Genomic DNA, 15,506 nt, shown 5'->3' with positions numbered 1-15,506 from the left:
AGGTTTATTGTACAATAGATACGTAAAAAATTTCAAGTGTTTTCCATTTTTATTTTTTCGTACAATAAAAATGACTCAAAAGGAATACACCCCTTGAGTCATCGCTTTTTACATCTTTATGCCGCTTCCGAACTTTCAGGCTTTACAAGAGCATGCTTTTCCCAAGCGCGGCTCTTCCAGCGAAAAGACATAATAATAGCCCGCGTCCATTCATCCGCTGCAATTGCTAGCCAAATTCCTACTAATCCAAGATTCAACTGAAACACAAGAAAATACCCTAATGGCAGACTCATGCCGACCATTGAGATTAAACCAATATATACAGGATATTTTGCATCTCCAGCTGCTCTTAGCGAATTAATAATGACAATATTAAGAGTCCGTCCTGTTTCTAACAAAATGCTGAGAATTAAAACACTCGCTCCCATACGAATAATCTCAGGATCGTCTGAAAATAAACGCATAAATTGTTCACGAAACACAATAACGATGACTACCATGACAAGAGTTACCCCACTTGCCCATTTTGCACTTTTCCATACTCTAATGTACGCTTCATTCTGCCGATTTCCACCAACTAAATGACCGACAATAATCGCCGTTCCCATGCCAATAGCTAAAGCAAATAAATAGATAAACATCGATATGTTCATCGCATACTGTCTAGCCGCTAAGGAACTAGCTCCTAAATACGTTACATAATATAAAAACACAACTTGACAGCTCTGATACATAATTTGTTCAAAGGCAGAAGGTACACCGATTTTTAAGATTTTTCGAATATACTCCCAGGATAATGAAACATAATAAGCAAGCTTTACAGGTACTTCCATTACGCGATACAAAAGCCAGAAAAACACAAATATAGCAAGAAAACGACTCACGACAGAAGAAATCGCCGCTCCCTGAACGCCCCATTCAGGAAAACCAAATTTCCCAAATATCAGTACGTAATTACCGATAATATGAAAAATATTCATACCAAGCGATACAAACATCGCTTGTTTTGTAAAACCATGCACCCGAATAATAGAAGCTAAGGAATTAATTATTGCTTGAAGGAAAATCGCTCCGCCAACAATCGTTAAGTAACTTTCCGCATAATACAAAATGTCACCAGACAAATGCAATGCACGCATCATCCTGCCGCTGAAAAAAATAAATACAGCACTCAAACATAAACCAACAAGTAGATTAAGCACAATAGCTAAAGCAGAAATCTTGGCAACTTCCAGCATTCTACGCGAACCGATATACTGAGCAACAACAATCGCAGCCCCATTCCCAATCACTTCTAAAATTAAAATAGCAATATGCAAATATTGATTAGCTGCACCGACCCCAGACACCGCATTATCTGATATCGCACTCAACATGAACGTATCGACAATTCCCATTAACATAAATAGAAAGAGTTCTAAAAAGATAGGCCATGTAAGGAAAAACAAATGATATTCTTTAGAGGTTTGTTCCTCTTTTTTTGCGTCTATGGAGTTACCCATAAGCTGTCACCTTCTTACAATTACTTCTCTATTTTTAAGACAAATGGTATCATACCACAAATTTACACTCGTCATATGAATTTTTATTTAAATGAATTTTCCGAAAATAATTCATTAACAACTCTAAATCAATAAATGTAGAGATTAATCATGATTTATAGCACATATTAAAAAGCACCTTCTCTGCAAAAGAAAAGGTGCTTCCTATCTAATTAGCTTTCTTTCATATTCATTTATTGTCCATGAATCCGATTACATTTTCGCTTAATCATTATTGTGCTGTATATCCTCCATCTAGTACAACCGCTTGACCCGTAACCCCCTTCGCCTTATCACTTGCTAAAAACATGGCATAATCTGCTATCTCCTGAACCGATAGCAACCGTTTTTGAGGAATCAGTGGATATAAAACCTCTTCAATAGCTTTCTCTAATGAGACATTGCGATTATGAGCTAAATCTGTCAACTGATTTCGAACGAGCGGTGTATCCACATAACCAGGACATAAAGCGTTAACAGTAATACCGTAATTCGCCACTTCTAGCGCTGCAACTTTCGTTAATCCAATTACCCCATGCTTAGCACTATTATAGGCTGCTTTCCCAGCAAATCCGACAAGTCCATTAATCGATGCCATATTAATAATTCTTCCTGATTTCTGTTGTTTCATAATGGGAAATGCGTACTTCATTGCGATAAAAGGAGCCGTCAGCATCACTTGAACGAGCAATTCAAATTTTTCAGTAGGGAATTCTTCAATTAAATCAATATGTTGTAATCCAGCATTATTGATTAATACATCCAACTGTCCATACGTCTCAATTGTTTGATGAATGGCTTGCTGTAATTCCGTTTCCTTTGTCACATCACATTTTAATCCTAAACAATCATATCCTTCATCTACTAACGCTGCTATACTTTGCTTTACCTTTTTCTCATCTAAATCGGTAAATACCACTTTCGCGCCGCTTTTTGCAAATGCTGCGCCGATTTCATTCCCAATACCACTTGCTGCTCCAGTAATAAACACAACCTTACCTTCTACCATATTAGCTCCTCCCATAAAACAAATTTTTATTATTTTATGACATTTACCAGATTCCTAGAAGAAAAAATAGTCAAGCTTAACAATAACTAGATTATCTACATGTTCTACTCATTTATATTTCTTTCAATTCTGCTATTATTTCAATGGCTCCGTTAAATAATATTATTAATCAAACGTGTTATATAACAAAACCATTGAAATCAATCATCCTAATCTAAAACGTTAAAAAGCCAATATTAAGAATATTGGCTTTTTAACGTTTTAGAACTATACACTTCAATAAATAATACTTAATTAAACTGCTAATTATTTAGTTGTTGTATTACCTGTAGTGTTTGTTTTTTTATTTTCTTCTTTTGGAGTAGAAGCCTGTTCGGCTAAATCTTTTACTCGTTGGATTTCAGCCTTAGCTAAATTTTGAAGTTCTTTAGACTTTGCTGCTAATGCATCGAACTCAGCAGTATTTCCCTTATATTTTTTCTTATAAGAAGCTAACTGTTTATCAATAGCACGAAGTTTATTAATGTCTGCTTTTAGTTTCCCTTTATAACTATTGTACTTTTTAGATGCTGCTTTTTTGCTCAATTTTTTATCAACTATGGCATCTTCAGTAACACCAAAATATAAATTAATAGATTTAGTGATGTTTGTAATGGAAGACTCTACACTAGTTAGACGCTTTTCAACTGTTTTACCAACTTTAGATTTCACAACAATCTTTTGCTGTTTTTCCTTTTTCTTAGAAGACTGATTTTCTTTCTGAACTTTATTTGTTTGCTCTGTTTTTTTGCTGTCTGAACTCTGTGCATTTGCAAATGAAGCTGTGCTAAAAGCTAGAGAGACAACTAATGCGCTTGCTAAAACCTTTGAAGACCATTTTATTTTCATAATCTCTTCCTCCTATGTGTTAACACTATAGTCGCTTTAATTCTGTTCAATTAAATTTCTACAGCGTTTCCTTTTTGTTGTATAGCCTCCTTCAAAAGGAATCATCAACAACAATTACCTACAATATTAATTTTTTGGGATTTAAAATAAACGAGCAAAAAGACTTATTTGTAGAGGCTTGACGGTTTTTAAACCATAATGCCTACTATTAAACTTGCTGCACATTCTAGTTATGTAATGATGAATCTCATACACTTCATTTATGTAAATGGTCATCACCAACTGGATATTATTAGAACATTTGTAATTGTAATGAGCAGCAATCACCATTTTATTCCTGATTCTTGTCATGTCTATTTAACTAATCAAAACCTATACGGCTAGTTTATCAGTGTTAGCCCATTCATCAAAAAACACCGAAAGACCCTTATAAAGTAAGAAATCTTCAATTATTTTTTATCCACAATATTATTTAACACACCCTTTAATATAAACAAAGCATTTGACTCATACTACTAATGGTGATAAATATGTTATGTCAATCAAATGATGAATTAAAAGCCTTAGTAACAGAGGCGAAGACATGTACAAAAAACGGTAAGGTTGCAGATTATATTCCTGCTCTTGGAAAAGCAAATCCAAACGATTTATCCATTGCCATTCACTATCCTGACGGGCGATGTATCTCAGCAGGAGATATCGAAAAAAGGATTACCCTCCAAAGTATCTCAAAAGTGATTAGCTTGGCCCTCGTTTTGATGGACAGGGGATCGAACTATGTGTTTGAACGTGTTGGAATGGAGCCGACTGGAGACCCTTTCAATTCGATTGCTAAATTAGAAACAATGGCTCCCGGAAAACCGTTAAATCCTATGATCAATGCGGGAGCACTTGTCGTGACCCATATGATTAAAGGGAATACTGTTACAGAGAGATTCCAGCGACTCTTATCCTTTATTCAAGAAATGACAAATGATTCAACAATGAGTTATTGTGAGGAAGTTGCACGTTCCGAATTCGAAACGGCTCATTTAAACCGAGCGTTATGTTATTTTTTAAAACAGCATAACATTCTGGATGAAGATGTAGAACAACTAATGGATTTATATACGAAGCAATGTGCCATTGAAATGAACTGTTTGGATTTGGCCCGAATCGGAGTGGTGTTTGCGATGGATGGAGTCCATCCTCTAAGCGGTAAACAAATCATGCCTACAGATGTAGCTCGTATTTGTAAAACATTTATGGTCACATGCGGAATGTATAATGCTTCTGGAGAATTTGCCATCAAAATTGGGATTCCTTCGAAAAGTGGTGTATCCGGCGGAATAATGGGCGCTGTTCCAGGAAGGTTTGGCATTGGAATTTTCGGACCTGCTTTAGATGAAAAAGGAAACAGTATTGCAGGAATAAAATTATTGGAGCTGTTATCAAAGAACTATAGTTTGAGCATGTTTTAAAAGGAGTTTATATGGTCACCCTATTAAATCCATATATTTAGAGCTGCACATACTATTACCGACGTGCAGCTCTAAATATATGGATTAGGTAAATGATACAGCATTAAGAATAATTTATGTAACGACCGTCGTTTGCCAACAGGGAGTTTTATTGGGGTACGTAAATGAATTATGTAAGAAAGTAATGCTTCTCCTTTGTGTACATATTTATTTTGCTATATTTACAATTCCTTAATACCCACTTCATATATCAGTAGTAAACTTCTATTACACTCCCTTTAATAGGAGGGGCATTTCTTATCAGGTAATTCTGCTCAAAATTTTCTATTATAACGACTCCATGTATATCTCAAAATATTTTGAGGAGGAATGCGTCTATGGAAATTTTATTTAACACATTATTCGTAATGGGGATAATAACAGCATTTACCTTTATTTTTTATTCAACCTTCTTTAGTGTTAAGTAAGTGAGGGGGCTTTCTACCCTTTATAGTAACTCTCCATTCACTAATTGGATAAAATCTCCACCCGCAAATCTCCGGTCTATGTTTCCACTTAAATTCTGCTATCGGTGGAGCTCCCTTTATGTCGATGACTTCCATAGATTCATCCAAGTTATAGACCTCAAAACCTGCTACATACTCAATCTTGCGCAACGTTCCCCTACTCCATAAGAGTCGTAAGAGAGAAATTTTTCAAAAGCACTTCAAAAAGAAATCTCTAAGTAAGAAATGTGGTCAATCTACCAAAAAGCACTGAATAATCCTTATATAGCAAGGATTATTCAGTGCTAGAGATTACATCACCCGTTTAAACATCTTCTCCATGTCATATGACGAATAGTGAATAATAATCGGACGACCATGCGGGCATGTAAACGGGTCGGTCGTATGCCGTAATTCATCTAATAAGGCTTGGATCTCATCATTGCGCAAATGGCGGTTCGCTTTAATCGATGCCTTACAGCTCATTAAAATCGCCGCTTCTTCACGTAATTTTTTAATATCGACTTTTTTCATATGAAGCAATTGCTCAATCATTTCTTCCAAAATTTCTTGTTCAATACCTTTAGGGAACCATTGCGGATGAGAACGAACAATAAAGGCATTATGGCCGAATTCTTCAAGAAAGACACCGACTTTTTCAAGTTCATCTTTATATTCATTAATTCGGATATATTCGTCTGTTGAGAATTCTAGTGTGATTGGAACAAGCATCTCTTGCAATTCTTTTTCAACGCGACCAACTTTTTCTTTAAAATATTCATATTTAATCCGCTCTTGAGCGGCATGTTGGTCAATAATATACAACCCTTTATCGTTTTGCGCAAAAATATACGTACCATGCATTTGCCCAATCGGATACATCGGTGGTACGCGCGGTTGCTCCGATTGAACATAGGCCGGCTCTTCCCCTGTTTCAATCAAAATCTCCTCGATAGACTCTGACATGTCCAATGTACTTTCGCGAACTTCTTGAGGCTCGGTGCGTTCAAATGCAGGTACAAAGGTTTGGATTGGTTCGAAATTCATGTTCATACTCGGAGCTTCTTTTTTCGCTAATAAATCTTTTATAAGCACCGGTTCTGGTTTTGCTTCCATGACAGGTACAGGGTGCTTTGTTTCCACGATATGATCCAAATCAAGGATGGTTTGTTCACTTTTTGGCTGCTGTTTCACCTGTGGTGTAAAGCCGCTTGGAATAAGCGATAAACTTGTAAAAGCTGCTTTAATGGTCTCTGAAACAACCGTAAATAATTCCTGTTCTTTACTTAAGCGAACTTCCATTTTCGAAGGGTGAACATTTACATCGACTAAAATCGGATCCATCTCAACCGACAACAGCGCAATTGGGAATCGGCCAATTGGCAGCAACGTATGATACCCTTCTAAAATCGCCTTCACTAAACCATAGTTTTTGATAAAACGTCCATTAATCATCGTGGAAATATAATTCCTTGAAGCGCGCGTAATTTCCGGTAAAGCGATGTAGCCTGTCACTTTATAATCGAGTGTCTTTGCTTCAATCGGAATCATTTTTTTAGCGATATTCATTCCATAAATGGCAGCCAGCACTTGACGTACATCACCATTCCCGTTTGTATGCAGAATTTTTTTCTCGTTATGTGATAAACGAATCGACACTTCAGGATGCGCCAATGCCAGACGGTTCACAACATCAGTAATATTCCCAAGCTCCGTGTGAACCGTTTTCATATATTTCAGGCGAGCTGGTGTGTTGAAAAAAAGATCTGAAACGGTAATATCCGTTCCTTTACGGCTAGAGGTCACTTCAAGCTGCTTCACTACGCCACCTTCTAAGACAATCTTTGTCCCTGCCCCATCGCCCGTACTCGTTTTTAACGTAAATTGCGAAACGGAGGCAATACTCGGCATCGCCTCACCACGAAAACCGAGCGTGCGAATTCGAAATAAATCATTTTCATCTTTAATTTTACTTGTAGCATGTCTCTTAAACGCATTTTCTACATCTTCAGGAAGAATGCCATCTCCATTATCAATAAGACGAATCGATTCAAGCCCGGCCTCTTTTACTTCGATTTCGACAATGGTGCTGTTTGCATCGATGGCATTTTCAAGCAATTCCTTGACAACCGAGGCTGGGCGTTCTACAACTTCTCCTGCTGCAATTTTATTCGAAAGTGCCTCATCAAGCTGAACGATTTTCCCCATACATTTCGCCTCGTTTCTTTTACTTTAATTTCTTTTGCAATTTATATAAAACATTTAACGCTTCAAGTGGTGTCATATCAAGAATCTCAAGTTGTTGTAATTGTTCAAGCACTTTCTTTTCTTTCGTAGAAGGAACTTTTTTCTCGGAAGGTGCCGATTCTTCTCCAAAAAAAGAAAGTTGAGCAATATCAGCCTCCATCACAACGGATGGTGCTTCTTTTACGACGGCGGTTTGACTTCCTTCGCTTTCGAGTTGCGACAAAATCGCGGAAGCACGGTCAATGAGCGGCTGTGGGAGCTCAGCCAGCTTCGCCACATGAATCCCGTAACTTTTGTCCGCTGCGCCTTCCTTAATTTTATGCAAAAAGACTACATTTCCATTTTGTTCAATCGCACTTACATGAATATTTTGTAGTCGTGGCAGCTCTTCCGCTAATACCGTTAATTCGTGATAGTGAGTCGAAAATAACGTCTTTGCTCCGATTTTCTCATGAATATATTCAATAATTGCTTGGGCAAGCGCCATCCCATCATACGTAGATGTTCCACGCCCAATTTCATCGAATAAAATTAAACTGTTTTCGGTTGCATTCATAATAGCATTCCGCGCTTCTAACATTTCGACCATAAACGTACTTTGTCCAGAAATCAAATCATCGGCAGCACCAATTCGAGTAAACACTTTATCAAAAATCGGAAGCACTGCCTCACTTGCCGATACAAAACAGCCGATTTGCGCTAATATGGCGGTTAAAGCAACTTGCCGCATATACGTACTTTTCCCGGACATGTTCGGTCCCGTAATAAGGAGGAGCTCTCGTTCACCGTTCATATAACAATCATTCGGCACATATTCTTGGGCTTGTAATACTTTTTCTACGACAGGGTGACGCCCCTCTTGCAAATGGATCGTACGATCATTTGAAAAAACAGGCTTCACATAATGACGTTCTTCACTGATTGTCGCAAAGCATTGAAGCACATCTAACTCACTGACCGCTTTAGCTAACGCTTGTAAGCGAGGAATATACTCTTTCACTTGTTCACGAATGTGTAAGAACAGTTCATATTCAAGTCCAATAATTTTTTCCTCTGCTTGCAGAATTAATGCTTCTTTTTCCTTCAATTCTGGTGTAATAAAGCGTTCAGCATTTGTCAGCGTCTGCTTCCGCTCATAACGACCTTCCTCAAGCAAGTGCAAGTTCGCACGCGTTACTTCAATATAATATCCAAACACACGATTATAGCCAATTTTTAATGATTTAATGCTTGTACGTTCTCGTTCCTCACGCTCTAAATTCGCAATCCATGTTTTCCCGTTGCGACTAGCATCGCGATACATATCAAGCTCCGCATTATAGCCATCTTGAATAATATTGCCTTCTTTGATTGACAGCGGTGGATTTTCAACAATCGACATTTCTAGTAAATCAGTCACTTCCTCACACGGATCGATTCGTTCAGCTAGTGTTGAAATTTCAGGAGAATCTCCCAATGAACGAACAATTTCACGAATGATAGGCAACTGCTGAAGCGAACGCTTTAATTGCATCAAGTCACGCGCATTCACATTTCCAAAGGCTACTCGACCAGCTAAACGTTCCAAGTCGTATACTTCTTTAAAGCGTTCACGTAAATCTTGGCGTTCAAAGTATTGATTTTTTAAAGTTTCCACGATATGTTGACGGCGTTCAATTTGCTTTTGATTAATGAGCGGTCGGTCAATCCATTGCTTCAATAAACGCCCGCCCATCGCTGTCTTTGTTTCATCTAATAACCAAAGTAAAGAGCCTTTCTTCCCTGTCGATCGGATTGTTTCTGTTAACTCTAAATTCCGCTTTGAATAATAATCTATTTTCATATACTGCGACGTTTCATAAGCTTGTACAGACTGCAAATGATCGAGGGAACGTTTTTGTGTGCGATATAAGTAATTGAATAATCTTGTTACAGCCAACTTTTGTTTTTCCTGCTTTAAATCACGCAATAACGACGTAAACTGCTCCGTTTGTTCTGTATAGTCTTCAAGCGAAATTGCCTTTGCACCACGATCTTGCAACTTTTTCTTCCAATCTTCCGGAAAATCACTTGCCATCACAACTTCGTTCGCACCAAGAATCGCAAATTCGTTTAGCACTTCATCAAAGCTGCCTTCTATAAGGGTGACCTTATTTTCTCCAGTTGAAAGATCCGTATAGGCAAAGCCAAATGTTCCATCCGCAAAGTCTGTCACCGTCGCAATAAAGTTGTTTTCTTTCTCATTCAAGCCTTTTCCATCCATTTTTGTTCCAGGTGTAATAAGCTGAACAACTTCACGACGAACGACTCCTTTCGCTTGCTTCGGATCCTCCGTTTGCTCACAAATGGCTACTTTATAGCCACGCTCTACTAATATATCAATATAATTAGCCGCAGAATGATGAGGAATCCCGCACATCGGAATGCGATCGGTACTTCCGCCATCACGGCTCGTTAACGTAATTTCTAATTCCTGAGACGCTTTAATAGCATCGTCGAAAAACATTTCGTAAAAATCGCCTAATCGAAAAAATAAAAAGGCATCTTGATACTCTGCCTTAATTGTTAAATATTGTTGTACCATCGGCGTATATCCAGCCATTGTTTCAAAACCTTTCCAAACTGTAGTAAAATCGTACATACGTATCATCATTATAACACATCTCCATTTAGATTCAGGCATCTAGCGACATGAAAGGTTTACCGGTTCGCATGATTGCTCTAAAACAATGAATATTCCAAAACCCCTTCGATTCTCTTACTTTCCGGCCATATAAAACAAACCGGATGAAAAGAATGTCCATCCGGGTAAAGAATATCTTATTCGTCTTCGAACTCATCAAGAAAATCTGGATCTAAGTCTTCAAAATCATCGTCATCATCGATGTCCCACTCATCCTCACAGCGGCCATTCGGGCTTACAGCGACACAAATCTTTGTTTCACCGATCACTTCCACGAAAAATTCCCGTTCCACGTGAACAATAATTTTTTGTCCACCTGGAGCAATCGACGCTTCTAAACAGTTCGGCTGTTGAACCGCTGTTGCAACAATGTCTTGGTCACCGTAGCAATCTGGATCGCGGTATCTGATAGAAACAACGTCGGTATAACGTACTTTTTCTGTAACAACTTCTGTTTTCGTATTTTGATTGTGAGAATACCAAACATTAATTTCATAGCTGCCATGAATTTCTACTTTCTTGCCGACTTTTCTTGCTTCATATTTATGATTAATGATCCAACAACCTAGAATGCTAGTAGGATGATGAGCCGGGCTAATGGTGTGAGAGGACTTTGTAAATTTACGTCCCTTTGCCACCACCGCTTTTGTAATAATCTCTCTATATTGTGACATGCTAGCGAACCCTCCTCATACAGTTTCCATTCATCGTATGCGTGGTAAAAGTCTAGTGTGCAAATTAATTTATAACATGGAAAACTGCGTTTATTTTGTAAATCTAGGTTATTTTATGATAGCCGTATGGGATATGTGTCACGAATGGGCGGATGAGGAGTGCTTGAAAAAGCTGAAGCATAACACAAAGGCGGAGAGAGCGTCTCCCTGTTTCAAAGCAGAAGCTTGCCTATCTGGAAAAAAGTTACAGATTTCTGCAAAAAGAAAGCCCATTACGATGCGCTCACACCCCCTTTAGGGATGGGATGAATGTTCGCTCAAATGCGGTGTGCAGATAAAACACCGAAAATACGTTCTGTACACCATGCATTTAAAATGGTATCATTTGGTATATAGGATGTTCTTTGAAAACTGAACATAGGTAGTTGTGACAGGAAAAACGTCTGTCACGTAAAATGTTCAACGTTCTGCCGACCAACACTCTTCATAGAAAGAGTGCGGTATCGTAATCCTAGACAAGTATCGCCGGTTGGACGGCGTAGTTGGCACCGACCTTGCCCTCTTGAAGAACTGTTTTTCTTTCAAGTGTTGCTCACCCAAGTCTGACCTCTGCCTCTTCTTATGGAAGGTGGTAAGTGGGATATTTGTGAGAAAGAACCCCAGCGGCTTTAGCCATGGGAGTGGTCAGTTAGCTACTTGTTATCTACCCAATAAAAAAAGCGCATAGGTTTTTATGAAAAACCCATACGCTCTTTTATTTTTGAAGTAAAGATTAATGACTCATTAAGAACAACTTCCACCGCCGGCTTGAACTTGTGAACCTGTTTCACCCCGTAAGACATCCCCGTTTGTTGACTCAATAATCAAATCCGTCACTTTATTCGATACTTGAGATGCAACCATTTGCAGTAAATCGTTCACATCGACTTGAGATTGTTTAAATTGTTGGACAATCGGTAGCTCATCCAATTGCTTTTCTAACTCTTCAATTTTCGCTTGCACTTGGCTATAGGCTTTTTCTTTTCCATAATGCTGAAAATTCACTGCTTGTTTCTGCAAGCTTTTAATGCTTGCAATCATTTCACGAACCTTCTGATTTTCATTAATTTTTTCCTCAGCCTGCTTAAAGAAATCCACTTCTTCTGTCTTAGCAATCATCTCTGCTAGTTCAGCTGCTTTTGTTAAAATGTCGTCTTTTGTATATTTCGTCATTTTACTTCACCTCAATTGCTGCTCCTTCTTCAACCAACTCTCCATTTAATGACCATGTTCTCGTTTCAGTGATTTTCACCTTCACAATTTGGCCGACAATAGATTTCGGTCCTCTGAAGTTCACCAGCTTATTTTTAGTTGTATAACCAGCTAAAACATCAGGGTTATTCTTGCTTTCCCCTTCCACAAGCACTTCTACGACCTCGCCTTTATATGCATGCATTTTCTCTGCTGAAAATTCCTTCACAACTGCGTTTAATCGTTGTAGTCGGTCCTTCTTCACTTCCAGCGATACATTATCCGTCATTTTCGCAGCTGGAGTACCTTCTCGCGGTGAATAAATGTATGTGTAAGCAGCATCGAAGCCAACTTCACGATAAAGAGATAACGTTTCTTCAAACTGCTCTTCTGTTTCATTTGGGTAGCCAACGATTAAGTCTGTCGTTAAAGACGCAGTCGGAATCGCTTCTTTAATTTTTTTCACAAGCTCTAAATAGTGCTCACGTGTATATTTACGAGCCATAATTTTTAACACTTCATCACTGCCTGATTGAACAGGTAAATGAATATGATCCACCAAGTTTCCGCCTTTTGCAAGCACTTCGATTAAATGATCATCAAAATCACGTGGATGACTCGTTGTAAAGCGAATACGTGGAATATCAATTTTGCGAATTTCATCCATTAAATCACCGAAGCGATAGTCGATATCTGTAAAGTCTTTTCCATACGCATTTACATTTTGACCAAGCAGTGTAATCTCTTGATAACCTTGCGCCGCTAAATGACGTACTTCTTGAATAATGTCCTCAGGACGACGACTGCGCTCTTTACCGCGAGTATACGGCACGATGCAATACGTACAGAACTTATCGCAGCCGTACATAATATTAACCCATGCCTTAATTTTCCCTTTACGCACTTTCGGAAGATTTTCGATGACGTCGCCTTCTTTAGACCATACCTCAATGACCATTTCCTTTGAAAGATACGCTTCATTCAAAATTTCTGGAAGGCGGTGAATATTATGCGTACCGAAAATCATATCCACAAAATGATGCTTTTCTAAAATTCGCTTTACGACAGATTCTTCTTGAGACATACAGCCACAAACACCGAGCAATAAATCTGGTTTTTCAAGTTTTAATGCTTTCAAATGTCCAAGTTCACCGAACACCTTGTTTTCAGCATTTTCACGAATGGCGCATGTGTTTAACAAAATGACATTGGCATCCTCTACAGAGTTCGTCGCCTCATAGCCTAAAGCCATAAAAATCCCTGCCATCACTTCTGTATCGTGCTCATTCATTTGACAGCCGTATGTTCGGATGTAGAATTTCTTTCCTTCTCCCATACCACGGAATTGTTCTGAAATCTTAAAATCATCATGGTACTTCACTTCTTCTTTTCCGCGCTTTTTAGCATCTTTCAAGGAAGGTGGAATGTAAACGGCTTGAAAGTACTTGCTGTAGTCCTTTTCGGATTTTTTGTCCGCTGGTGTTTCAGCCTGTACTTGTTGTGATTCTAATCGTTGTTTCTCGTTCATAGTAATCCCCTTTCATTAAAGTTAGACTCCTCTGACTAACTATATTTCCCTATTTTTAGTTTCATATATTTTCTTGATTTTATCAAGGTTTTTGAACGTATGATGTGTGAAATATACACATTACCCTAGTATAAAGCTTTTATCTATAAGACACAATAGCTCGCACTTTGTATAGACATGTAAAAAGAGAAATCCACAAACTTCCCTAAATCGTGCTTTATTAGGTGTTTTATCCATTTTATCCCAAAATAGTCTGCTTCCCATACATTTTGTCCAGCCCTGCATATGATAAGGTGTACAACAAACAAAATACAAAATTTTAAGGAGTTGGCTAGTATGTGTTTTAGTAATTTTTTCTGCGGGTGTAACAGACATCGTCACCACGATTGTGACGACCATAGAAGAGGAGATAGAGACAGAGATAAAGATAGAGATGATGTATTTGGCATAAGAACTTTCGTTGACCAAGATGATTTTTGTCGTGCTGTACGCCGTTGTAACCGCCGTGATCGTGATCGTGATCGTGATCGCGATAGAGACAGAGATAGAGACAGAGACAGAGATGATGTATTTGGCATAAGAACTTTCGTTGACCAAGATGATTTTTGTCGTGCTGTACGCCGTTGTAACCGCCGTGATCGTGATCGTCATCATAACAGAAGACGTAATTGTTGGTAACAGACTATTTACACCATAACAACTGTGATTGCCAAACGCTATACTAATCTTCAACCATAAATAGTTACCAACAACAAAGGTTCACTCAAAAAATATGAGTGAACCTTTTTGGTAATATAAGAATATAACTTCTTTTCGACTAATCAAGCGCAAGCAGTACGGCACCTTAAGTAGAGGTCTGCCTGCCGAAAAAGACAAGGAATACCTAATCCGAAGAAATTCCAACACTTTTCTTTTTTACATAAATTCTGCTACTAATTTATCAAAATGAGCTTGATCTAATGTTAGATCTGCCTTCGTTAATGGTTCTTCTGCATAGCCAGGAACAAGCTCTTGGTATGAAGGGCGTGATGTATCTTGATAAATAATTCCTGTTACTAAGCTATCGTGCTGCATTAACGTTTGCATCGCTAATTCTTTATTAGAAGAATCATAGCCTTCAATTGTATTTAGTTTTGTTAAATGCTCTTTAAACCAATCATACGTATTGATTTTATTATATGTGACGCATGGACTAAATACGTTAATAAATGAAAATCCTTTATGATTCAGACCTGCTTCAATCATCGCTGTTAAATCTTTCAAATCCGTTGAAAAGCTTTGAGCAACGAATGTCGCACCAGCAGATAGCGCTAGTTCCATTGGTGATACAGCTTGTTCAATCGAACCTTCAGGCGTTGATTTTGTTTTAAATCCAGTGGCTGAACGCGGAGAAGTTTGTCCCTTCGTTAAACCATAGATTTGGTTATCCATAACAATATACGTAATATTAATATTACGACGAATCGCATGAATGGTATGACCCATTCCGATTGCAAAACCATCTCCATCTCCGCCTGAAGCAATTACGGTTAAATCACGGTTTGCCATTTTAACTCCTTGAGCAATTGGCAGTGAACGTCCATGAATCCCATGAAATCCATACGATTTAATATAACCGGAAATTCGACCAGAACAACCAATTCCTGAAATAACGGCCAAATTATCTGGTTCGAGACCAACGTTTGCTGAAGCACGTTGAATCGCTGCTTGAACAGAAAAATCACCGCATCCTGGACACCAATTCGGTTTTACATTATTTCGAAAGTCTTTAAATGTTGCCAT

At 38.2% G+C, this 15,506-nt stretch carries 12 protein-coding genes; 2 read left to right on the top strand and 10 right to left on the bottom strand.

Translation table 11 applies throughout. The features are described from left to right. Window positions 1-116 precede the first annotated feature (116 nt). From BAOM_RS08240 to BAOM_RS08230, 3 genes are all read right to left on the bottom strand, one after another. On the bottom strand, window positions 117-1,502 hold the full coding sequence (locus tag BAOM_RS08240) for an MATE family efflux transporter (RefSeq protein WP_127759854.1): 1,386 nt from the start codon (window positions 1,500-1,502) through the stop codon (window positions 117-119). A gap of 271 nt (window positions 1,503-1,773) precedes the next feature. Further along, a complete protein-coding gene (locus BAOM_RS08235) occupies window positions 1,774-2,550 on the bottom strand; it encodes a 3-hydroxybutyrate dehydrogenase (protein ID WP_127759853.1) in 777 nt (258 codons plus the stop codon). A gap of 306 nt (window positions 2,551-2,856) precedes the next feature. Continuing rightward, window positions 2,857-3,438: a hypothetical protein gene (locus tag BAOM_RS08230; protein WP_127759852.1), complete on the bottom strand. Its 582-nt coding sequence runs from the start codon at window positions 3,436-3,438 to the stop codon at window positions 2,857-2,859. Between the two features lie 530 nt (window positions 3,439-3,968). Here BAOM_RS08230 and glsA point away from each other — a divergent pair. Further along, on the top strand, window positions 3,969-4,898 hold the full coding sequence (gene glsA, locus BAOM_RS08225; protein WP_127759851.1) for a glutaminase A: 930 nt from the start codon (window positions 3,969-3,971) through the stop codon (window positions 4,896-4,898). Window positions 4,899-5,341: 443 nt separating this feature from the next. On the opposite strand, the gene BAOM_RS25460 is transcribed toward glsA, so the two are convergent. The 6 genes from BAOM_RS25460 to miaB all read right to left on the bottom strand — a co-directional run bounded on the left by BAOM_RS25460 (window position 5,342) and on the right by miaB (window position 13,724). Further along, entirely contained in the window at window positions 5,342-5,554 is a 213-nt protein-coding gene (locus tag BAOM_RS25460) for a DUF1064 domain-containing protein (RefSeq protein ID WP_252283295.1), read from the bottom strand. Window positions 5,555-5,695: 141 nt separating this feature from the next. After that, window positions 5,696-7,591 (bottom strand): DNA mismatch repair endonuclease MutL, encoded by a 1,896-nt coding sequence (mutL, locus tag BAOM_RS08215; RefSeq protein WP_127759850.1) that lies wholly within the window; start codon window positions 7,589-7,591, stop codon window positions 5,696-5,698. A 19-nt stretch (window positions 7,592-7,610) separates the two neighbouring features. Beyond that, window positions 7,611-10,211 carry a DNA mismatch repair protein MutS gene (gene mutS / locus BAOM_RS08210; protein ID WP_127762497.1) on the bottom strand — a complete coding sequence of 867 codons (2,601 nt, stop codon included), beginning with the start codon at window positions 10,209-10,211 and terminating at the stop codon, window positions 7,611-7,613. A 218-nt stretch (window positions 10,212-10,429) separates the two neighbouring features. Further along, on the bottom strand, window positions 10,430-10,966 hold the full coding sequence (locus BAOM_RS08205; RefSeq protein ID WP_127759849.1) for an outer spore coat protein CotE: 537 nt from the start codon (window positions 10,964-10,966) through the stop codon (window positions 10,430-10,432). Window positions 10,967-11,749: 783 nt separating this feature from the next. Continuing rightward, complete coding sequence (locus tag BAOM_RS08200; RefSeq protein WP_127759848.1) at window positions 11,750-12,178, bottom strand: YlbF/YmcA family competence regulator; 429 nt, start codon at window positions 12,176-12,178, stop codon at window positions 11,750-11,752. Between the two features lies 1 nt (window position 12,179). Next, entirely contained in the window at window positions 12,180-13,724 is a 1,545-nt protein-coding gene (gene miaB / locus BAOM_RS08195; protein WP_127759847.1) for a tRNA (N6-isopentenyl adenosine(37)-C2)-methylthiotransferase MiaB, read from the bottom strand. Between the two features lie 336 nt (window positions 13,725-14,060). On the opposite strand from miaB, the gene BAOM_RS24715 reads away from it, so the two are divergent. Next, window positions 14,061-14,402: a hypothetical protein gene (locus BAOM_RS24715; RefSeq protein WP_180319829.1), complete on the top strand. Its 342-nt coding sequence runs from the start codon at window positions 14,061-14,063 to the stop codon at window positions 14,400-14,402. Between the two features lie 237 nt (window positions 14,403-14,639). Here BAOM_RS24715 and BAOM_RS08185 read toward each other — a convergent pair whose 3' ends face one another. Continuing rightward, entirely contained in the window at window positions 14,640-15,506 is an 867-nt protein-coding gene (locus BAOM_RS08185; protein WP_127759846.1) for a 2-oxoacid:ferredoxin oxidoreductase subunit beta, read from the bottom strand.

This window comes from Peribacillus asahii, from assembly GCF_004006295.1.
GTDB lineage: Bacteria > Bacillota > Bacilli > Bacillales > DSM-1321 > Peribacillus > Peribacillus asahii_A.
Note: the sequence above shows the minus strand (reverse complement) of the source record. Positions and strands in the feature narration are given on the sequence as shown.